The organism is Winogradskyella vidalii (genome assembly GCF_013403955.1).
Lineage (GTDB): Bacteria > Bacteroidota > Bacteroidia > Flavobacteriales > Flavobacteriaceae > Winogradskyella > Winogradskyella vidalii.
Map to the genome: position 1 here is coordinate 23,926 of NZ_JABFDG010000002.1, position 22,024 is coordinate 45,949.

At 33.3% G+C, this 22,024-nt stretch carries 17 protein-coding genes and 4 tRNA genes; 11 read left to right on the forward strand and 10 right to left on the reverse strand.

The features are described 5' to 3' along the window. The first annotated feature begins 32 nt into the window (after nt 1-32). Together HM982_RS06900 and HM982_RS06905 are read left to right on the forward strand one after the other, a co-directional pair. Nucleotides 33-632 (forward strand): methyltransferase domain-containing protein, encoded by a 600-nt coding sequence (locus HM982_RS06900; protein WP_179352417.1) that lies wholly within the window; start codon nt 33-35, stop codon nt 630-632. A 56-nt stretch (nt 633-688) separates the two neighbouring features. Further along, complete coding sequence (locus HM982_RS06905; protein WP_179352418.1) at nt 689-1,192, forward strand: phosphoribosyltransferase family protein; 504 nt, start codon at nt 689-691, stop codon at nt 1,190-1,192. On the opposite strand, the gene HM982_RS06910 is transcribed toward HM982_RS06905, so the two are convergent. Continuing rightward, complete coding sequence (locus tag HM982_RS06910) at nt 1,189-1,707, reverse strand: shikimate kinase (RefSeq protein WP_179352419.1); 519 nt, start codon at nt 1,705-1,707, stop codon at nt 1,189-1,191. The two genes, HM982_RS06905 and HM982_RS06910, sit on opposite strands and share 4 nt — an antisense overlap. A gap of 128 nt (nt 1,708-1,835) precedes the next feature. Between HM982_RS06910 and HM982_RS06915 the strand changes: the two genes are divergently transcribed. The 7 genes from HM982_RS06915 (at nt 1,836) to HM982_RS06945 (ending at nt 6,314) form a co-directional block, all read left to right on the forward strand. Then, a tRNA-Lys gene (locus HM982_RS06915) sits at nt 1,836-1,908 on the forward strand. A 273-nt stretch (nt 1,909-2,181) separates the two neighbouring features. After that, nucleotides 2,182-2,254, forward strand: a tRNA-Lys gene (locus HM982_RS06920). 61 nt (nt 2,255-2,315) lie between these two features. After that, nucleotides 2,316-2,399: transfer RNA gene (locus HM982_RS06925), tRNA-Leu, on the forward strand. Between the two features lie 221 nt (nt 2,400-2,620). Further along, nucleotides 2,621-3,520 carry a MerR family transcriptional regulator gene (locus tag HM982_RS06930; RefSeq protein ID WP_179352420.1) on the forward strand — a complete coding sequence of 300 codons (900 nt, stop codon included), beginning with the start codon at nt 2,621-2,623 and terminating at the stop codon, nt 3,518-3,520. Nucleotides 3,521-3,526: 6 nt separating this feature from the next. Next, the gene (locus HM982_RS06935) at nt 3,527-4,987 is read left to right on the forward strand and encodes a phytoene desaturase family protein (protein ID WP_179352421.1); all 1,461 of its coding nucleotides are present in this window, start codon (nt 3,527-3,529) and stop codon (nt 4,985-4,987) included. A 22-nt stretch (nt 4,988-5,009) separates the two neighbouring features. Further along, on the forward strand, nt 5,010-5,849 hold the full coding sequence (locus HM982_RS06940; protein WP_179352422.1) for a phytoene/squalene synthase family protein: 840 nt from the start codon (nt 5,010-5,012) through the stop codon (nt 5,847-5,849). 18 nt (nt 5,850-5,867) lie between these two features. Then, nucleotides 5,868-6,314 carry a sterol desaturase family protein gene (locus HM982_RS06945; RefSeq protein ID WP_179352423.1) on the forward strand — a complete coding sequence of 149 codons (447 nt, stop codon included), beginning with the start codon at nt 5,868-5,870 and terminating at the stop codon, nt 6,312-6,314. A 1-nt stretch (nt 6,315) separates the two neighbouring features. On the opposite strand, the gene HM982_RS06950 is transcribed toward HM982_RS06945, so the two are convergent. The 8 genes from HM982_RS06950 to bshB1 all read right to left on the reverse strand — a co-directional run bounded on the left by HM982_RS06950 (nt 6,316) and on the right by bshB1 (nt 17,982). After that, on the reverse strand, nt 6,316-6,951 hold the full coding sequence (locus HM982_RS06950) for a TlpA family protein disulfide reductase (RefSeq protein ID WP_317167419.1): 636 nt from the start codon (nt 6,949-6,951) through the stop codon (nt 6,316-6,318). A gap of 28 nt (nt 6,952-6,979) precedes the next feature. Next, nucleotides 6,980-7,858 (reverse strand): anti-sigma factor, encoded by an 879-nt coding sequence (locus tag HM982_RS06955; RefSeq protein ID WP_179352424.1) that lies wholly within the window; start codon nt 7,856-7,858, stop codon nt 6,980-6,982. A gap of 72 nt (nt 7,859-7,930) precedes the next feature. Then, complete coding sequence (locus HM982_RS06960; protein ID WP_179352425.1) at nt 7,931-8,602, reverse strand: Crp/Fnr family transcriptional regulator; 672 nt, start codon at nt 8,600-8,602, stop codon at nt 7,931-7,933. Nucleotides 8,603-8,710: 108 nt separating this feature from the next. Continuing rightward, nucleotides 8,711-10,978 carry a T9SS type A sorting domain-containing protein gene (locus HM982_RS06965; RefSeq protein ID WP_179352426.1) on the reverse strand — a complete coding sequence of 756 codons (2,268 nt, stop codon included), beginning with the start codon at nt 10,976-10,978 and terminating at the stop codon, nt 8,711-8,713. A 116-nt stretch (nt 10,979-11,094) separates the two neighbouring features. Continuing rightward, entirely contained in the window at nt 11,095-13,365 is a 2,271-nt protein-coding gene (locus HM982_RS06970; protein WP_179352427.1) for an aconitate hydratase, read from the reverse strand. A 240-nt stretch (nt 13,366-13,605) separates the two neighbouring features. Then, nucleotides 13,606-16,383: a bifunctional aconitate hydratase 2/2-methylisocitrate dehydratase gene (locus HM982_RS06975; protein ID WP_179352428.1), complete on the reverse strand. Its 2,778-nt coding sequence runs from the start codon at nt 16,381-16,383 to the stop codon at nt 13,606-13,608. Nucleotides 16,384-17,124: 741 nt separating this feature from the next. Next, nucleotides 17,125-17,200, reverse strand: a tRNA-His gene (locus HM982_RS06980). Between the two features lie 59 nt (nt 17,201-17,259). Further along, nucleotides 17,260-17,982 (reverse strand): bacillithiol biosynthesis deacetylase BshB1, encoded by a 723-nt coding sequence (bshB1, locus tag HM982_RS06985; RefSeq protein WP_179352429.1) that lies wholly within the window; start codon nt 17,980-17,982, stop codon nt 17,260-17,262. Between the two features lie 472 nt (nt 17,983-18,454). Between bshB1 and pckA the strand changes: the two genes are divergently transcribed. Continuing rightward, nucleotides 18,455-20,092 carry a phosphoenolpyruvate carboxykinase (ATP) gene (gene pckA, locus HM982_RS06990; RefSeq protein ID WP_179352430.1) on the forward strand — a complete coding sequence of 546 codons (1,638 nt, stop codon included), beginning with the start codon at nt 18,455-18,457 and terminating at the stop codon, nt 20,090-20,092. A 52-nt stretch (nt 20,093-20,144) separates the two neighbouring features. After that, the gene (locus HM982_RS06995) at nt 20,145-20,831 is read left to right on the forward strand and encodes a DUF2490 domain-containing protein (RefSeq protein WP_179352431.1); all 687 of its coding nucleotides are present in this window, start codon (nt 20,145-20,147) and stop codon (nt 20,829-20,831) included. On the opposite strand, the gene HM982_RS07000 is transcribed toward HM982_RS06995, so the two are convergent. After that, the gene (locus HM982_RS07000) at nt 20,812-21,963 is read right to left on the reverse strand and encodes a trans-sulfuration enzyme family protein (RefSeq protein ID WP_179352432.1); all 1,152 of its coding nucleotides are present in this window, start codon (nt 21,961-21,963) and stop codon (nt 20,812-20,814) included. The two genes, HM982_RS06995 and HM982_RS07000, sit on opposite strands and share 20 nt — an antisense overlap. Nucleotides 21,964-22,024 lie beyond the last annotated feature (61 nt).

A 22,024-nucleotide genomic window follows, 5' to 3' on the forward strand; every position in this document is an offset into this window, starting at 1 on the left:
TATTTTAATCTAAAATAGTTTAAAGCTGCACCATGAGTCAAATCAATCAAACCTATTGGGAGAGTCGTTACAAGCATCATAAAATTGGCTGGGATATTGGTTATATCTCTACACCGCTTAAAACGTATATCGATCAACTAAAAGACACCTCTTTAAAAATACTAATTCCTGGTGCTGGTAATAGTTATGAAGCCGAATATTTGTGGAATAAAGGTTTTAAGAATGTTCATATACTAGATTTTGCGCAACAACCATTAGACAATTTTAAAGCGCGTGTTATAGATTTTCCGAAATCTCAGCTTATAAACACTAATTTTTTCGACTTAAAATTTGGCGACCTAAATAATCAATATGATATTATTTTTGAACAAACCTTTTTCTGTGCTTTGCATCCTTCATTAAGAACGTCTTATGTAAATCAAGTTCATAAATTACTGAAACCTAAAGGCAAATTAGTAGGGCTATTTTTTAATTTTAACTTAACTAAAGAAGGGCCTCCTTTTGGCGGAAGTAAAGCTGAGTATATCTCACGTTTTAAAACTAAGTTTAATTTAAAAATTTTAGAACCCTCAATTAATTCCATAAAAGAAAGACAAGGTAAAGAACTGTTTTTTATCTTTGAAAACGCTTAAGGCGTATTTAACAAATTGTCGCTTAAAACTAACCTTAATTTTGTAAAATAAAATCTATGGCACTCACAAAGAATACTATTTTAAGTCATAAAGAAATTGAGCATAAAATAAAACGTATTGCATATCAAATTTATGAAAGCAACGTTAACGAAACCGAACTTGTAATTGCTGGTATAGAAAGTAATGGTTATTTATTAGCGAGAAAAATAAAAGCGCATTTAGATAAAATCTCTAGTATAGAATCGACGTTATGCAAGGTTAAAGTTAACAAAACTAAACCAACAGACCCCATACTAACTTCTATTCCTAAAGAAGAGTACACTAATAAATCATTAGTGTTAATTGACGATGTGCTAAATTCTGGTGGCACTTTAATTTATGGTATTAAGCATTTTTTAGATGTTCCTCTAAAACAGTTTAAAACTGCTGTCTTGGTGAATAGAAACCACAAAAAATACCCTGTAAAGGCAGATTTTAAAGGTATTTCACTTTCTACATCTTTATTTGAACATGTACATGTTAACCTTTCTAAGCAGCCTTACGAAGCGTATTTAGATTAAAAAAGCGCAATTAAGTCTTCTAAAACCTCTTCTTGGGTTTTAGCATCTGTATTTATTGTTTGTGCTGCCTGACTGTAAAACGGGATACGTTCAAATAAATGCTTACCAATAAATTCTTGCAAATCTTCTTCTGAATTAATATGACTTATTAAAGGTCTGGTGCTACGTTCTAAAAATAAACGCTGCGCAAGAAGCGGTATTGACAATTTTAAATAGACTGATGTTACATTTTCATTTTCTAATATCAAGGCCATATTATTTCCGTAACAAGGTGTACCACCTCCAAGCGCTAAAACTAAATTATCTGAAGAATTTATAATTTTAGATAAATATTCGGTTTCTTTTTTTCTAAAATAGATTTCACCTTTATTATTAAAAACCTCTGGTACTGATGCGTTTTCTTCTTTAGCGATATAATCATCTAAATCTAAAAAACTGAATTTAAGCGCTGTAGCTAATTCCTTACCAAGTGTCGATTTTCCGGATCCCATATACCCAATTAAAACTATGATCATATTACTTATAAATTGATTATTAAACTGATAGAAAATCAGACTACAAAAAAACAAAAAAAATTAAAAAAAATATTGTTAAATTGAATAAAGCTTATATATTTGCACCCCGTTTGAGAAATATCTCAAAAGACTAGTTAGCTCAGTTGGCAGAGCATCTCCCTTTTAAGGAGAGGGTCCTGGGTTCGAGCCCCAGACTGGTCACTAAAAAAGTTAAGTGTAAAAGCTTAACTTTTTTTGTTTTAATGAAGTTTTTCTTCCATTGAAATAAAAAAATTTTACTAGCCCAAACATCAATCCAAACAAATAAAACAACCAATTACAACTAATAATCAACACTTTTAAGATTATGAATTTAATAACACAGCATCCTTTAGTTTTAACAAAAAATAAATTTTGAAAATTTTATTAATTCTATTCTTTGTATTTAAATAAAGATATTATATTTGCACCCTCGTTTGAGAAACATCTCAACTAGACTAGTTAGCTCAGTTGGCAGAGCATCTCCCTTTTAAGGAGAGGGTCCTGGGTTCGAGCCCCAGACTGGTCACTAAAAAAGTTAAGCATTAAGCTTAACTTTTTTTATATCTTTACTTTATTGTAATTATAATGCGCACGTGGCGGAATTGGTAGACGCGCCAGCTTGAGGGGTTGGTGGACATTAGTCCGTGGAAGTTCGAGTCTTCTCGTGCGCACAATTACTCAAATCTATTCCATTTATTTTCTAATACATTAGGAGAAGCATTAAGCACTTTTTATAATTCTCCATTATATATTTAGGTCAAAATTAGTCTATGTTCAGCACTAACTGAAACAACTAAACAGCAAAAACCCGTATTTCTTTTACTATTTTTTTGTTAAAGTTAAAATCATATTATAATAAGTTGTATTTTTGTTTAAACATTTTTACAAAAAAATGAACAATATAAAAAATAGCTTTAGCATAAAAGATTTAGAAAATCTTACAGGTATAAAAGCACACACCATTAGAATATGGGAAAAACGATACAATCTCTTAGAGCCTAAGCGTACAGATACCAACATACGGTATTATGATTTAGAAAGCTTTCAGAAATTGCTTAACGTAAGCTACCTCAATAACAATGGCTATAAAATTTCTAAAATTGCCACTATTGAAGAACAAGAAATACCACAGTTGGTAAGAGAAATAGCTACGGATAGCGATGTAGAAAGTCATGCTATAAATGCATTTAAGCTAGCCATGCTCAACTTTGACCAGGCTTTGTTTTATAAAACCTACGAATCGCTATTAAAAGAAAAAGATTTTGAGGCTATTTTCTACGATATATTTATTCCTCTATTAAACGAGACAGGTATATTATGGCAAACCAATACTATCACGCCTGCACACGAGCATTTTATAAGTATGCTTATTCGTCAGAAAACCTTACTAAACACCGAAAAAACAGCATTTAATCAAGTTAACAAATCCACCAAAACTTTTGTACTTTATTTACCAGAAAATGAAATACACGAGCTCGGCTTAATGTTTATTAACCATCAACTGATAAATAAGGGGTATCATTCTATTTTTTTAGGACAAAGTGTACCTATAGAAAGTTTAGTTGACCTTCTTAATTATTATGACGACGTCACCTTTATTTCATATTTCACCATTAAACCACATAAAGAAGGTCTTTTGAAATATTTAAATGATTTTGAACAACTTATCATAAAAACACCTAAAACTAAATTGTGGATTCTTGGACAAATGCTCTCTACTATTAATACTGATGAATTACCAAATGGTATTGAAGCTTTTGAAACGATAAAATCCTTAACTCAAACCTTATAACAGCCAATGCCTAAAACAGTATCTATAATAGGTTCCGGATTTTCTGCGCTATCAGCTTCTTGCTACTTAGCACAAGCAGGTTATGAGGTTTCTATTTTTGAAAAGAACGACACCGTAGGTGGACGAGCTAGACAATTAATTAAAGACGGGTTTACGTTTGATATGGGACCGAGCTGGTATTGGATGCCCGATATCTTTGATAAATTCTTTAATGATTTTGGTAAAAAAACAAATGATTATTACCAACTCGATAAACTAAGCCCTGCCTATAAAATTTTCTTTTCAGATGATGTCATTACTATAGGTGACCACATGGATCAAATCTGTAATGAGTTTGAACGTATTGAAGCTGGCAGCTCAAAACCATTACGCAAATTTATCGCCCAAGCACAAGACCACTATAATATTGCCATAAATAAAATAGTTTTAAAACCTGGTCTTTCACCTTTTGAACTGGTGACAAAAGATACGATTACTCGTATCGATCGCTTTTTCAAAACGATTAGCTCTGAAGTACGCAAGAACTTTAAAAACCCAAAATTGATTTCAACGTTAGAGTTTCCTGTGTTGTTTTTGGGCGCAAAACCTAATCAAACTCCAGCATTTTACAGTTTTATGAACTATGCTGATTTTGGCTTAGGCACATGGCATCCCAAAGGTGGTATGTACCAAGTTATTAAAGCTATGAAAAGTCTAGCCGAAAGCTTAGGAGTCTTAATTTACACCAATAGCAATGTTGAGAAAATAAATGTAGAAAATCGGAAAGCAAAAAGTATTATTGTAAACGGAAAGCATGTACATTCTGATGTTATTTTAAGTGGCGCAGATTATCACCATTCCGAAACACTTTTAGATAATAAACACCGGCAATACAGCGAATCTTATTGGGAAAGTAAGACGTTTGCGCCTTCTTCCCTACTTTTTTATGTTGGGTTTAACAAGGAATTACAAGCAATTGGTCATCACAATTTATTTTTTGATACCAATTTTGAAATCCATGCCGAAGAAATATATGACCATCCTAAATGGCCTAAAAATCCATTATTTTATGCTAACTTCCCTTCGGTAACCGATAAAAGCATGGCGCCAAAGGGTTGTGAAACAGGTTTTTTCCTTATTCCAATTGCTCCAGGCTTAAAAGACACACCACAATTACGTGAACAATATTTTGACATTATAATTAACAGATTCGAAAACATAACACAACAAAACATTAAAAAACATATATTATTTAAAGAATCGTATTGTGTCAACGATTTTGTAAAAGACTACAACTCTTATAAAGGAAACGCTTATGGCATGGCAAACACACTTATGCAAACTGCTTTTTTAAGACCAAAATTAAAAAGCAAAAAAGTAGAAGGACTGTACTTTACCGGACAATTAACAGTACCAGGACCAGGCGTTCCACCTGCTTTAATCTCAGGAAAGCTCGTTGCTGAACTGATTAGAAAAAATGAAGTTTAACAACAAAGAAAAAATTACACCTATGAAATTAATTTTTGACAATGTTTCTAAAGAATGCAGCAAGGCCGTTACCAACGCTTATAGCACCTCTTTCTCCTTAGCTACAAAAATGCTATCGACGAGTATTAGACAAGATATTTACAATATATATGGCTTTGTAAGATTTGCTGATGAAATTGTAGATACGTTTCATGATTATGACAAAGCGAAACTTTTTAATAATTTTGAAAGAGATCTTGAAGCCGCTCTAGAAGATAAAATTAGCCTAAATCCTATTTTAAATGCTTTTCAAGAGACTTATCACAATTACGGCATAGACAAACATCTAGTAGATTCGTTTATGAACAGCATGCGTTTAGACCTGCACAAAACAGACTATTTAACAACAAAAGAATACAATGATTATATCTATGGTTCAGCAGATGTTGTAGGACTCATGTGTCTCAAGGTTTTTGTAAAAGGTGATACTGAAAAATATGACGATTTAAAAGACTCAGCGATGAGCTTAGGTTCTGCATTCCAAAAAGTAAATTTCCTAAGAGATTTAAAAGCAGATTTTGAAGATTTGAGTCGTACTTACTTTCCAAACACGGATTTAAGCCAATTGGATGAAGTGTCTAAAAAAACAATTATTAACGAGATAGAAACTGATTTTGCTCATGGTTTAGAAGGCATAAAGCACTTACCTTTAGAAGCTCGTTTTGGTGTATTTATGGCTTACCGTTATTACAGTAAATTATTAGAAAAATTAAAAAAGACACCGGCTTTACAAATAAAATCGACCCGAATAAGAGTACCCAATTATCGAAAAATAGAATTACTAACTCGTAGTTATGTTAAATATCAACTCAATTTACTATAACTATTTACAAGAATTATTATGCAAACCTTTTTATGGATATTAATCTTTTTAGGCGTCTTTTTCATCATGGAATTTAATGCATGGTTTACCCACAAGTATATTATGCATGGATTTTTATGGAATTTACATAAAGATCATCATCATAAAGATCACGATAGCTGGTTTGAACGCAACGATGCCTTCTTTATCTTTTATGCTATTGTAAGTATCACTTGCTTTTACTTGTGGAGCTATGAAAATATTTGGTACTGCCTTCCTATAGGTTTAGGTATATTAGTTTATGGTATGGCTTATTTTATTGTTCACGATATTTTTATTCATCAACGCTTTAAATTATTTAGAAATGTTGACAATAAATATGCAAGAGGATTAAGACGTGCGCACAAAATACATCATAAACACTTAGGGAAACACAAGGGTGAAAATTTTGGGATGTTAATTGTGCCTTTTAAATATTTCAAGTAGATTACTCAGAAAGCAAAGCATCTAGTTGACTTCTCACTTTAGCACTATTCCAATCTACAGCTCCAGATTCATCAACAACAATTTCACCTTTTTTATTAATTATAAACGTTCTTGGAATAGAGTGCACTGATAATTCTGATGGAGGTTGACTCAGAGGATTAAAAACTTCAAAATTAAATCCGTTTTTAGATTTAAACTGTTCTACTTTTTCAAAATCATCATTGGTTACAAATAAAAACACAACTTCATCTCCATAATCAGTATACAATTCTTGAAGACTTGGCATTTCTGCAATACATGGCGGGCACCATGTAGCCCAAAAATTTATTAATACGACTTTACCTTTTATAGCGTTAAAATCTAACCGTTCACCTTTATCAGATACTAGATCCCAATTCAGGTTGCTAACCGTTTTTCGTTCTACCTTATCTATAAGTGTTGATGTATTAATGTAACTAAACCCCTTATGAAACAAGACCTGAATTGGCTCTCTGGTTTGCGGAATCACAAACAAAATAATCATCAAAATAGCTAAAACATTATAGATTCTATTTTTAGTCGTTTTATCTTTGGTCGTTTTATCTTTAGTCATAACATAATCAAATTGAAGAAGCGCAACACCAAAAATAGGTATCACGCTTCAAATCTAACAATTTAAATTTGCTTTAATTTCGTGTTACAGAACCTGAAATAATTGCAGTTGGTCCTACTCCCATCGAAATAGTCGTATGAACCGCAGCATCACTAGGTACATCATGTGCCAATGGCTTTAAAGTAAAAGGTGTTGGACTATTATCTGGACTCGGTTCAACTGATATTACAATTGTAGCTCCTCTCAAATCCGTTGGAAATGTTAGTCCTGCTGGTGCATTTTGCAAAAAATCTTCACCAGGGAAATCTGGTCCATTTCCAGCATCACCTTTAAAAACTGAAGTCGTTGCATTATCGTCTGCTAATGTTGCTTCGGTAAATGTCCCTGTACTAATTGGTGTACCATCAAATACAGCCCAACCTTCATATTTCCATCCTTCTGTTAATGTTGGCAAGTCTATACCTGCAACAGCAATTCCACTTGAATTATCTAAAAACCAAACTCCACTTTCTTCATTAGTATCATCTGTATCTGTTGGTGTTGCTAAAATATAATTACCTGTAGCAGAGCTAAAATCTGCAACTATACCGTTAGAATCTACACTAGCCAAAGCACCTGAAAAATCGCCTGCTAAAATTTTTGTTGCTGCCGGTGAAGGATCAGAATCCACTGCTGGCTCAATAGACAATACAAACGTTGTCGCCATATCTAATTCTTCTGAATTTACACTAAATGTCTGTGGAAAATCTACACTACTAAAGGTCCCTGTAGATACGGGAGATCCGTCTACTATAATCCATCCTTCATAAACAAAATCATCTCCTAACGCTTCTAAACCATCAAGATTAAGAGTTAAATTAGAATTTACAGAACTGTTGTTGTCGTCATCATTACTACACGAATTGGCAAAAATACCTAATGCCAATACCGCTAAAATCATTGTTTTCTTCATCGCTTTTTTAATTTTAAAATTATATTTCAAAATTAAAGCCCTAAAGTCTAATGAAATGTTAGATAGCTAACACTATGCTGATTTTTTTAAGATTCTTATTTCTTTTCTGTTAAAATCTAAATAATTTTCCTCTTTAAGTTCATTCAAAAGGATATTAATTGTTGGTCTCGAGGTCCCAATTAACGATGCTATATCTTTTTGAGTGTAGGGATGCTTAATAACATGATCTCCTGTTTTGTCACAATCGGAACCAAAATCAATACAAAGCTCATCTATAAATTCAACTAAGCGTGTTTTAGTATCCTTAAATAATAACATTTGTAACCGACGTTCTAATTTTTTAAATTTTAAACCAATAAACTTATAGATCTTAAAACTAAAATTTTGGTTGTCTCGCATTAAATCATGCATAGTATCAACACTAATAGGACATATAGACGTTTCATTATCTATGGACTGCGCAAATTCATCCCGCTTTTCATCTCCTAAAATAGCTTTTTCACCAAATAATTCACCCTTAGTAAGAATAGCTTTTACAATTTCATTTCCATCTTCACTGTAATAGCCAATTTTAACTTTTCCATGCGCTATCAAATAAACTTTATTGGCTGCATCTGCTTGAATATAGATGTAGTCTTTCTTTTTATAAGAACAAAAATCATGTTCATTAGCGTAAATTTTGACTTTGTGAGGACAGAGCACCTTGAACAGGTTAACATTGTCAAAGAACCACAGTGACTGCATTTGAGGACGTATTTGTTAGATAGCATAATTGTCGAGATAAAAATAGCATCCTAACATAAAAAAGCCCTTGATTTCTCAAAGGCTTTGCTTTTACTAAAATATCAGAGATTACTCTTTAATAATCTTTTTCGATTTAAGTTCTCCTATATCATTTTTTACTTTCACAAAATAAACTCCTTTTTCTAATACTGAAATATTTAGATCTATTGCTAAAACTTGTTGCGCTTTGCGTGTTAATACCATTTTTCCTAAAATATCAAAAACGGCAATTTCAATATTTGATTGTGTTGATGTAAAACTTAAACTCACCATATCTTTTGAAGGATTAGGAGATAATAAATAATCACTTTTAATACTATTTTCTGATATACTTAAGGGAGCTACAAATTCTGTATTAAACGTATTGGTGATTACAGGTTCATTAAAATCGAAAACAATAGCTGCTGTATTTGGTACAATATCACCGACTTCATAGCCTGCTAATGGTTTTATTTTATAATAAACAAATCCATGACTATTAGGTTCATCAGTAGTTTCATCTGCTAGATTTATATTATAGAAATTCCATGTTAAATTATCAAAATCGCGCTCAATGCCATACGAATGACTAGCGCTTAACATTTGGAAAGTCGTTTTATCTAACTTAAGATCTAAAGTATTTTCTATGGTTACATTTATGGCACTAGCAGTACCTACATTTTGAAACCTAATGGTATAATATAGATAATCGTCTTCCGTAAAACTAACATGTTCAATTTCTGGTCCATGAGACTCATTAATATCATTAGGATCATAAGAACCAATAATAATTTCTGATAAACTAGAAGTGTTATTTTCAATGACCACATCACTTGAAGATGTTGTATACTCAGCAACATTGGTGATCATATCTCCTAAATTCGCAGACGTGGACATCAATAAATCAATATAAATTACTTCACTTTCTCCTGGTAGTAAATCCACAAAGTCTAAAGTAAATCCAGTTGTTGTTGGTGTAATGGTATTGCCTGCACTTAATCCTGTTGCGCCTGAATATGCCGCAATAGCATCGTTAGCAAATGTTACACTACCAAAACTTACCGTTGACTCGCCATTATTCTTTACAATTAGCATATTTCTGTATGTAAATCCTGGTCTTGGAGCCTGCCAATAAGAAAGTAAATTTACTGAAATATCATCGCAAGTATCTTGTACTATTAAATTCATCTGTGAAATTTGAACACATTCAGAGTTTATACTGCTCTCTACTCTAACATAGATTACCTCATTACTCCCTATATAATTATTAGGAGATGAAATGGGATTGGTATTAGCATCAGCATCAACTAAAGTATTATAATAACTTATATTATACTGATATGTACTTAAGCCAGATAGGACTAAACTATTTCTGCTCGTTAAATTAAAAGCACCAATACCATCAGTATCAGAACCACTTGTAGTATCACAAACGATATAATCTAATTCGGTATTTGGCGTTGGTTCTGAAATTGATAATAATTGAAATTGGATAATACTTTGAGATGGATCGCAATTAAAATTAACGTTACTTGGATCATAGACTCTAGCATAAATAGTTTGACTAGGTGACAATGCCGTATAAGTAGAAGCATTCGCTATTTGGTTACTAAAATTACTAGCATCATTATAGCTTTCAAAATAGCCTACTGTTGCTAGTTGACCTCCTAAAATTTGATTATCATTACTTGTTAAATCAAATACATTATTTGCGGAATCAGTAGAGCAATCCCCCATATTAGGAACCCAGTTAGGAAATAAATTCGGAATTTCAGTAATAACCTCTAGAGGAATAATATCTACACATAAACCATTATTTTCTTCAATACGTAGATATAATATAGCTACGTAGTCATATAAACTATAATAAAAAATATTGTTATCATTACCCAGAATAGCTCCACTCTCAGTATGATAATATTTAGTTGTTATATTAGAAGCGCTAGATAAATAGTTATAGCTCTGCAATTCATGAATAAAAAAATCATTACACTGAACAAATTCATCGTTGTTATTGTATAGATAGTCACTCTTTAAGATTTCAACCCAACCAATACGATTGCTATTGTCAGATAATGTGGCTACCACCTTGTAAAACCCAAGTCCATTGCTGTTTCCAGTGATTGTTAGTAAAGGATTCGTTGCTCCAACAATTTCTTCATTTGCAGAACTAAATGAGAATCCGTAATACCATTGATAAGTAATATTTGTATCGGTTGTGTTTATTACAGTTCCATCAAGTTCAAGAGAACCAGTATCACACAAATATAAACTAGGTGGCAAATCGATGGTTTGAGCAAAAATTGCATTGGTTTGCAATAATAAGATGACACTTAAAAAGAGTAGTGTTTTTTTCATATGATTTTATTTAAAAACGAATATACTCTTTTTAGTTTAGTGTTAATCCTTTATTAATTGGCATAAAAAAATCCGTTAGAAACACTAACGGATTTTTATTAATTATAATTTAACAACTAAGCGTTGTTTTCTTTTTTAATTAAATTTAAAGCAGAACCTTCGTTATACCATTTAATTTGCGCGTCATTATAGGTATGATTCAATGCAATAAGGTCTTTAGTTCCATCTGCATGAACAACTTCTACATGTAATTGTTTGTCAGGAGCAAACTCATTTAAATCTGTAAAGTTGAAGGTATCATCTTCTTGAATTAAATCATAATCCGCTTCGTTATCAAAGGTTAAACCTAACATCCCTTGTTTTTTAAGGTTGGTTTCGTGAATACGCGCAAAAGACTTCACTATAACAGCAGCAACTCCTAAATGTCTAGGTTGCATAGCCGCATGTTCTCTAGAAGAACCTTCACCATAATTATGATCACCTACTACTATCGATTTTATTCCTGCAGCTTTATAAGCTCTCGCCGTATCTGGTACACCACCAAACTCTCCTGTCAATTGGTTTTTAACAAAGTTAGTTTTCTTACCAAAAGCATTTACAGCACCAATTAAGGTATTGTTGGCAATATTATCTAAATGCCCTCTAAATCGTAACCATGGTCCTGCCATAGAAATATGATCAGTTGTACACTTACCGAAAGCTTTAATCAATAATTTAGCTCCAGTAATAGAACTTCCTAATGGTGTAAAAGGCTCTAATAATTGAATACGCTCTGAAGTTGGATCTACTGAAACTACAACACCACTTCCATCAGCTTCCGGTTTTAAATAACCATTTTCTTTAACTTCAAAACCTTTAGGTGGTAATTCCCATCCTGTTGGCTCATCGAACATGACTTCTTCACCATTTTCGTTGATTAATTTATCCGTCATTGGATTAAAATCTAAACGGCCAGCAACTGCAATAGCCGCTGTTATTTCTGGAGACGCCACAAAAGCATGCGTATTTGGATTTCCATCGGCACGTTTTGCGAAATTTCTATTAAAAGAATGCACTATACTATTCTTAGGTGCATTTTTTGGATCGTTATATCTTGCCCATTGTCCAATACATGGTCCACAAGCATTTGTAAATATTTTTGCATCTAATTTTTCGAAAATATCAATAATTCCATCTCGAGCAGCTGTGTAACGCACTTGCTCTGAACCTGGATTGATTCCTAATTCTGCTTTTATTTTCAAACCTTTATCTAAGGCTTGTTGTGCTATAGATGATGCTCTAGATAAATCTTCGTATGAGGAGTTGGTACAAGAACCAATAAGTCCCCATTCTACTTGCATTGGCCATTCGTTAGCCTTTGCTTTTTCTGTCATTTCTGAACCGACAGTTGTAGATAAATCTGGTGTAAAAGGACCATTTAATAAAGGCCCTAATTCTGAAAGGTTAATCTCAATAACCTGATCAAAATATTGTTCTGGGTTGGCATAAACTTCTTCGTCTGCAGTTAAATATGGTCTAATTGCATTGGCCGCATCTGCCACGTCAGCTCTATCGGTTGCACGTAAGTAACGCTCCATAGAATCATCATAACCAAAAGTAGAAGTCGTTGCTCCTATTTCAGCGCCCATATTACAAATAGTACCTTTTCCGGTACAAGACATAGCCGTTGCTCCTGGACCAAAATATTCTACAATCGCTCCTGTTCCCCCTTTTACAGTAAGAATTTCAGCCACTTTTAAAATTACATCTTTAGGTGCCGTCCAGCCCGATAATTTACCGGTTAACTTAACACCAATTAACTTAGGAAATTTAAGTTCCCAAGCCATTCCTGCCATCACATCAACTGCATCTGCTCCACCAACACCAATAGCCACCATTCCTAATCCACCTGCGTTTACAGTATGTGAATCTGTACCAATCATCATTCCTCCTGGAAATGCGTAATTTTCTAATACAACTTGGTGAATAATACCAGCTCCTGGTTTCCAAAATCCGATACCATATTTATTAGACACCGATTCTAAGAAACTAAAAACCTCATTACTAGTCGTATTCGCATGCTTTAAATCTGCAGCAGCACCATCTTTGGCTTGAATTAAGTGGTCACAGTGAACCGTTGTGGGCACTGCCACTTTTGGTTTACCAGCTTGCATAAATTGTAACAACGCCATTTGTGCCGTTGCATCTTGACAAGCCACACGGTCTGGTGCAAAATCTACATAATCCTTTCCTCTGGTAAATGCCTTATCTGTTTTTCCATCCCACAAATGTGAGTAAAGTATTTTTTCTGAAAGTGTTAGTGGTTTACCCACAATGCTGCGTGCTTTGTCTACACGTTCAGTCATTTGGTTGTAAACACCTTTAATCATGTCGATATCAAATGCCATATTATTTCTTGTTATATTTAAATTAATTCAATCCTACAATATACAAAATATCGAATAACTATAAAAATGAAAGGCGTTAAGTTTAAATCATTCATAAAAAGTTTGTTTTTAACACATCTCCAATTATTTTTTAGATAAAAACCGATAGCGTTCTGTATTTATAAATTATCTATTAGGAATAAAAAAAGCCCGAATCACAGATTCAGGCTTTTCATTATAAACTAATATTTAAAAGTTTTATTATCTCACTAGTTGCTTTTGAGAAGGCTTAAACTTCGTTAAAACAATGCCATCAACTGCAGCTTCATATTCAGCTAAAGTAGGCGTTCTACCTAAAATTGTAGATAATACCACAACTGGTGTTGACGATAATAAAGATTCGCCTTTTTTCTCACCATCATCCTTTACAACACGACCTTGGAATAAACGTGTAGATGTAGCCATAACAGTATCTCCTGGCTCAGCTTTTTCTTGGTTCCCCATACACAGGTTACAACCAGGACGCTCTAAATACAACATGTTTTCATATTTAGTACGCGCTAAACCTTTTGGTGCGCTATCATCGAACTCGAATCCTGAGTATTTTTGCAATACTTCCCAATCACCTTCGGCTTTCAATTCATCTACGATATTGTATGTTGGAGGTGCGACTACAAGCGGCGCTTTAAATTCTACTTTGCCTGTTTGCGCTTCAATATTCTTCAACATTTGAGCTAATATTTTCATATCACCTTTATGCACCATACAAGACCCCACGAAACCTAAATCTACTTTCTTAGTTCCACCGTAATAAGATAACGGACGAATATTATCGTGCGTATAACGTTTAGAAACGTCCTCGTTATTTACATCTGGATCAGCAATCATTGGCTCAGCAATTTCATCTAAATCAATAATAACTTCAGCGTGATATTTAGCATTAGCATCTGGTCTTAATGATGGTTTAATGCCGGTCTTAAGCTCAGTAATTCTCGTATTTGCTTTATCCACAAGTCCTTTTAGCACTTGCTTTTCGTTATCCATGCCTTTATCAATCATAATTTGGATACGCCCTTTAGCAATCTCTAAAGATTCGATTAAGGTATCATCTTCTGAAATACAGATAGACGCTTTGGCTTTCATTTCAGCTGTCCAATCTGTAAATGTAAAAGCTTCATCTGAAGTTAGGGTTCCAATATGCACCTCGATAATTCGACCTTGAAATACGTTTTCACCACCAAATTGCTTTAACATTTGTTGCTGCGTTGCGTGTACCACATCACGGAAATCCATATAAGATTTCATTTCACCTTTAAACGTTACTTTCACTGACTGTGGAATTGGCATAGAAGCCTCGCCTGTAGCTAATGCTAAAGCCACAGTTCCTGAATCGGCTCCGAAAGCAACTCCTTTAGACATACGTGTGTGTGAATCTCCACCAATAATGATGTCCCAATCGCCAACAGTAATATCGTTTAATACTTTATGGATAACATCCGTCATTGGAAAATATACCCCTTTAGGATCACGACCGGTAATTAAACCAAAGTCGTTCATAAACTTCATTAATCTTGGAATGTTGGCTTTAGACTTATCATCCCAAACAGAAGCGGTATGACAACCCGATTGGTAAGCTCCGTCTACAATAGGAGAAATTACCGTAGCAGCCATCATCTCTAATTCTTGAGACGTCATCAACCCTGTAGTATCTTGCGACCCTACAATATTTACTTCAACACGAACATCTGACCCTGCATGTAAAGTTTTTCCTGGCGTTGTACCTACGGCGTTTTTGTTGAATATTTTTTCAACAGCAGTTAAGCCTTGTCCTTCAATAGAAATTTCTTTTGATGGTGCGTATACTGGCACCACATCTACACCTAAAACTTGAGATGCAAATGTTTGTAATTTTTTACCGAAAACAACAGCATAAGAACCACCTGCCTTCATAAACTCCATTTTTTGTGGGGTAAATGCAGCAGAAATATCTTTTAATTCGGTGTCACCATTATATAATTTCTTTTCTTTTGTATTGATTGTAAGTACTGTTCCTGTTTTTACAGAATATACCTCTTTTAAAATAGGCTCGCCTTCCTCATCACAAATTGTGTTTCCATCAGCATCTTTTTGTTGTACCCAGTTTTTAAGGTCTAAACCAATACCTCCAGTTACTCCAACCGTAGTTAAGAATATTGGAGAAATACCGTTTGTTCCTGCAATTACTGGAGCAATATTAATAAATGGCACATAAGGACTTGCTTTAATACCTGTCCACAGCGCTACATTATTTACACCAGACATTCTTGAAGACCCCACGCCCATGGTCCCTTTCTCTGCAATTAACATCACACGTTTATCAGGATGCTGTGCTTGTACCGCTTTTAATTCGGCTTGTTGCTCTTTATTGTGCTCAAATAAACACTGACCGTGTAATTCTCTATCCGAACGTGAATGTGCATCACCACCTGGCGATAATAAATCTGTAGAAATATCTCCTACTCCAGCGATAAACGTTACTACATCTATTTTTTCTTCTATTTCTGGAAGCTTTGTAAAGAATTCAGCCTTAGCATAACTCTCCAATAATTCTTTTGCAATTGCACTACCTTCATTATAAGCTTTTTCTAAACGTGCCATATCTGCCTCGTAAAGGAATACTTGTGTTTTTAAAACTTCAGCAGCTTCTTTAGCTATAGCAGCATCGCTACCTAATGCTAAATCTAATAACACTTCTACAGAAGGGCCTCCTTTCATATGAGATAATTGTTCAAATGCAAAAGCTGGCGTAATCTCTTCAACTACAGATGTTCCTAATATGATTTCCTTTAAAAACTTAGCCTTCACATTTGCGGCAGCTGTTGTTCCCGGTAAAACATTATAGATAAAAAAGTTGAGAGAATCTTCTCTATACTCGTTGTTCAAATCTTTAATTTGATCAATAATTGCGCTAAGCAATTCTGCGCCATCGATTGGCTTAGGATGAAGACCCTGACCTTTGCGTTCTTCAATCTCTTTAATGTAATCTGTATAAATGTTCATATAATAATTAATAGAATTCTTTTAATGTTAATCCAAGTTTTATAACTGTAACGGTATGAAGTTTTATTTTTAGCTTCTTTAATTTTTTAAAGACGCCTTTTTTAGGTGTGTTGTATATTGAGAAACGGCTATTCTAGACATTGAAGATATGCCTATTGTGGTTAGCTGTTATAAAAATCTTTATAGCGCATTTGCCCCATAAGTGAAAGTATAATGTTTTGTTCTAAAAAGGTTAATGATTGACCTATTAAATTTATGGAAATATCTAAACATTTTGTGATATAAGTAAAAACCTTATATGACCTATGAATGCTAAAAACCATAATGTTTTTTTAAAGGTTAATAATTGTATTTTTTAGTGACACAAATTTACAAATTTTAAAGTGTTTTTTAAAATATGTAATAAAAATGGCTATATGGTAAAAATAATTCAAAACAAAACACAAATACCAATCATAATTTATATTATTCACAAAAAACAACACCAATTAATATCAATTTAACAATCCACCTGTTTTCTACATCTACAAGTTTAATCGCCAAACACACCAAAGGAGCTCTAAAAATTCATTCTAGCGAAAACGTTTTCATTTTTTAAGAATTCTATAAAAGGGGTTGTAATTTATTGGAGCTAATCTTTAAAGAGAAAATTATGTTATTTAAAAACAAGCAATTTCCGTTATACAACTAAAGTTTATTCCACAAAAAAAGCTTCTCTTTTCAGAGAAGCTTTGTGATTTTGGGTGGAAGACCGGGTTCGAACCGGCGACTTTCGGTACCACAAACCGACGCTCTAACCAGCTGAGCTACAACCACCATTTTAAATTGGATTGCAAAGGTAAATTAATTTCTATTTCTTGCAAATAGTTTTCCATTTTATTTTAAATCAAATAACGAATCTACGGCAACATAACGCTCAACAGTGTAACCCTCAGCATGTTCCACGCCAATTAATCTTCCTAAATTTCTAGCTCTATAATCTACACTATCGGTGAAGTTTTTACTAGAAATCGGAGTTTCAGGGGCTTTGCTATTAGGATCAAAAAATTGAGTCTTATAAGCTAGCACAGATTCCATTTTTTTAGAAATAAAACCAGAAACATCTACAACAAGGTCTGGCTCAATGTCTTTCCACTGTATATAATGGTAAACTACCTTAGGTCGCCATGGTTCTTGGGGTTGATTTTTGTCTTTATATGTCGTTTCAATTTTTTTTAAACCACTTAAAAAACAAGCATCACTTACCAATTGACTTCCTTTAGCATGATCAATATGCCTATCGTCAATAGCATTACAAATTATGATTTCTGGCTGGTAATAGCGAATCATTTTTATAATCTCTAATTGGTGTTTTTTATCGTTAAGAAAAAAACCATCCGCAAACTGCATATTGATTCGTGACTGAACACCTAATATTTTAGCGGCATTAAAAGCTTCTTCATCTCTTGTTTCGGCAGTACCTCTAGTACCCAATTCGCCTCGTGTTAAATCTATTATACCAACTTTCTTTCCTTTAGAAATCTCCTTTGCTAAAGTTGCTCCACAACCCAATTCAACATCATCAGGATGTGATCCGATTGCTAAAATGTCTAATTTCATACTTATTTTGGTTTTTTAGAATGTCAAAAATATTAAAAAGTATATGGATATCCGTTTTATTTTTAATGCGCAAACGTTATAGATTAGCGTATTATATTTTTTTTTCAAAATTTACTAATCAAAATCTAAAAATTCACAATAATAGCAAAGTATGACATTCGTCATATATAATACTTACCATGAACTTTACCTTTATACCATAATTAAAACATACCATTTACACAGATACAATATAGTATTTATAATAATGATGTTAATATACTTAGAATTTCTTATGTTGTTTTAAAATTGTAGCTGCTGACAGCACTTCAATATTTTACTTTTACTAATTACATCAACAAAGATTTTGCAACGCGTGAAAATGGTTATTAAATTATAGAGAGCAATACTGCTCTTATTATAGTAACATAATCACAAATAACGCCAAAAGTTGGCAAGTTAAATTGACAAGTCTAATTAAAGAAATTAAATCATGGAAACTTTATTAAATAATCCAATTATGAAAACAAGAGACCTTACAAAGTACGGACTAAAAGACACGAACGCTCATTGGAACCTTTCACCAGAAGAATTGCAACGCATTACCATTGAGAAAGGCATGGGAAAAGAAACAGCAAATGGAACACTAGCTGTTAACACAGGAAAATACACAGGACGCTCTCCTCAAGACCGTTTTATTGTGAAAGACGATTATACAAAAGACCGTGTTTGGTGGGGAAAAACTAATAAAGGCCTTTCTCCTGAAAACTTTGATAAGTTACAAACTGAAATCACTAAATACTTAAGTGGTAAAGAAATTTATGTAAGAGATGCTTATGTATGTGCAGACCCAAAATATAAAACAAATGTTAGAACGGTAACTGAGTTACCATGGTCTAATATGTTTACTTATAACATGTTTTTAAGATCTGACGAATCTGAGTTAGAAAACTTTGAAGAAGAATGGTTGGTACTTTGTGCACCAGGTTATGAAGCACCAGACCCAAAAGCTGTTGGTTTACGTCAAGGTAACTTCTCAATCCTTAACTTTACTAAAAAAGTAGCTTTAGTAGGTGGTTCAGCTTATACAGGTGAAATTAAAAAAGGAATTTTCTCTTCTTTAAACTTTATCCTTCCTGTTGAAAAGAATGTTTTACCAATGCACTGTTCTGCTAATGTAGGCGAAGAAGGTGATACGGCTATTTTCTTTGGACTATCTGGAACAGGAAAAACAACGTTATCTGCCGATCCTTCACGTAAGTTAATTGGCGATGATGAACACGGTTGGACTGCTGAAAACAATATTTTTAATTTTGAAGGTGGTTGCTACGCTAAAGTTATTGACTTATCTGAAGAAAAAGAACCAGACATTTTTAGAGCTGTTAAACCAGGAGCGATTCTTGAAAACGTAGTTTTTAAAGACAATGGAGAAGTTGATTATATGGATAGTACCATTACACAAAATACACGTGTAAGTTACCCTATTTACCATATTGACAATATCCAAAAGCCATCTTTCGCTGGCAATCCTAAGAACATTTTCTTCTTAACTGCTGATGCGTTTGGTGTTTTACCTCCAGTATCTAAACTAACACCAGGACAAGCGGCTTACCACTTTATTTCTGGTTACACCGCTAAAGTTGCTGGTACAGAAGCAGGGATTACTGAGCCAGTACCATCTTTCTCTGCTTGTTTTGGAGAACCATTTATGCCATTACACCCAACAAAATATGCAGAAATGCTAAGTAAAAAAATGCAAGATGCAGGTGTAAATGTTTGGCTAATTAACACAGGCTGGAGTGGCGGTCCTTACGGTGTAGGGTCTCGTATTAAATTAAAATATACAAGATCTATGATTACTGCTATATTAGATGGTGAATTAGATAATGTAGATTTTGAACAACACCCAGTATTTGGATTATTTATGCCAAAATATTGTCCTGGTGTTCCAACGGAAATATTAGATCCAATGAACACGTGGTTACAAAAAGGAGCTTATATTAGTAAAGCTATTGCTTTAGCACATTCATTCCACTTGAATTTTGAAAAATTCGCAAGTGAAGCTTCTCAAGAAATCGTAGAAGGTGGACCGTTAATTGACCAACATCATCAATTAAACGACCATGTTTAATAGTTCCATGAATTAAAAGAGCCCTTTATGGGCTCTTTTTTTTTGACTTATTATGAAATATTTTATAGCTTTTTCTATAACGCTGTTTTTAAGCGTGAATTTGTATTCCCAAGATAACAAGGAAGACTATTTAGGAACCTGGAATACATTTGGACTGAATCATAGATTTACAGAACATTTTAGCTTAATGCCTTATGCTGAATTAAGACTGTATGAACCCACTTCTAATTATAATTTAACTTTCTTAAGTTTAAATGCTAATTACCATTTTAAAAACAATAATACCCTTACACTTGCTTGTGCCTATTTAGATATCGATAGTGCTTTTGGTACAGATAACACACCAAACACAATAGAACATCGGATTATGGAGCAATACTCAAAAAGACATAATATAGGGACTTTAAATGTACAACACCGTTTTAGACTAGAGCAACGCTTCTTAAAGTTCGTAGATAAACACGAATTACAAAACCGCTTTAGATACCGCTTAAGTTTAAAATACAATATTAACCGGCTTCTGTTTTTAGGACTTACAGAAGAACCTTTTGTAAATTTTGAAAATCAAGCGTTTCATGAAAACCGATTATATATTGGTATAGGTTTTAACTTAATAGCGCATACACAATTACAAATGGGTTATATGAAACATCATATTAAAAAAAATAATCTCAATAGAATTCAGGTTGGTATTAGTATTCAAACAGATTCTAGGAAATCTAATCTAAAGCAGCAATAGCCTGACTGATATCGTGTTTTAAGTCCTTGACATCTTCAATTCCAACAGAAAAACGAATCAATTGGTCACTAATCCCAACAGCATCACGTTCTTCTTGCGTTAATAAGGCATGCGAAGTTAAATGCGGAGAAAGCATTGTACTTTCTACACCAGCTAAACTCATAGAGGATTTTATCAATTGTAATTGCTTTTGAAATTGTTGCGCCTCTAAATCGTCTGTTAATTCAAACGATAACATAGCACCAAAGCCACGCATTTGAGATTTTGCTAATTGATGTTCCGGATGTGATTTTAATCCTGGATAATAGACTCTTGAAACTTTAGGCTGCTTTTCTAACCATTTTGCTAATTTCATAGCATTCTTGGTTTGCGCTTTTACACGTAAACCCAAAGTCTTCATACTGCGTTCTAGCATCCAGACGGTCATATCACTTAAGTTTCCGCCGAGGTTTTTACCCACATTCCAAATGCGCTCTATATGTTCATTAGAACTTGCAACTGCTCCTGCTAAAATATCACTATGACCACCAAAATATTTTGTGGCCGAATGCATCACCATATCAATTCCTAAATCCATTGGATTTTGATTAACAGGCGATGCAAATGTGTTATCTATTGATGTTAACACGCCTCTCTCCTTTCCTAAATTAGCAATCGCTTTAATATCTGTTACAGTCATTAAAGGATTAGAAGGGGTTTCAATATGTATAAGTTTGGTGTTGGGTTTAATAGCAATATCAAAATCGTCAACATTATAGCCATTGGTAAATGTGAATTCAATTCCATATTTTGGAAATTCTTCTTTTATAAAATTAACCGTACCACCATACAACGTATTTTGAACAACAATATGGTCACCTTGTTTTAAAAACGCTAAAAACATAGTGCTAATCGCTGCCATACCCGAACCAAAAATTAATGCGGCTTCTGTATGTTCTAAAGCAGCTATTTTTTTGGCTAGATATTCTTGATTGGGTGTATTAAAATATCTAGGATAACGTTTAACATCAACATCTAAAAACTCATAAGAAGAACTTAAATACATAGGTGATACAGCGCCTTTAAACTGTTCATCTTTTACTTCTCCTATATGGGTACAAATGGTATTTAATCCTGGTTTTTTCTTAGACATAACTTTATATATTAGAACTATAAAATTAATGATTATGAAAACAATTTTTGTTAATTATAAA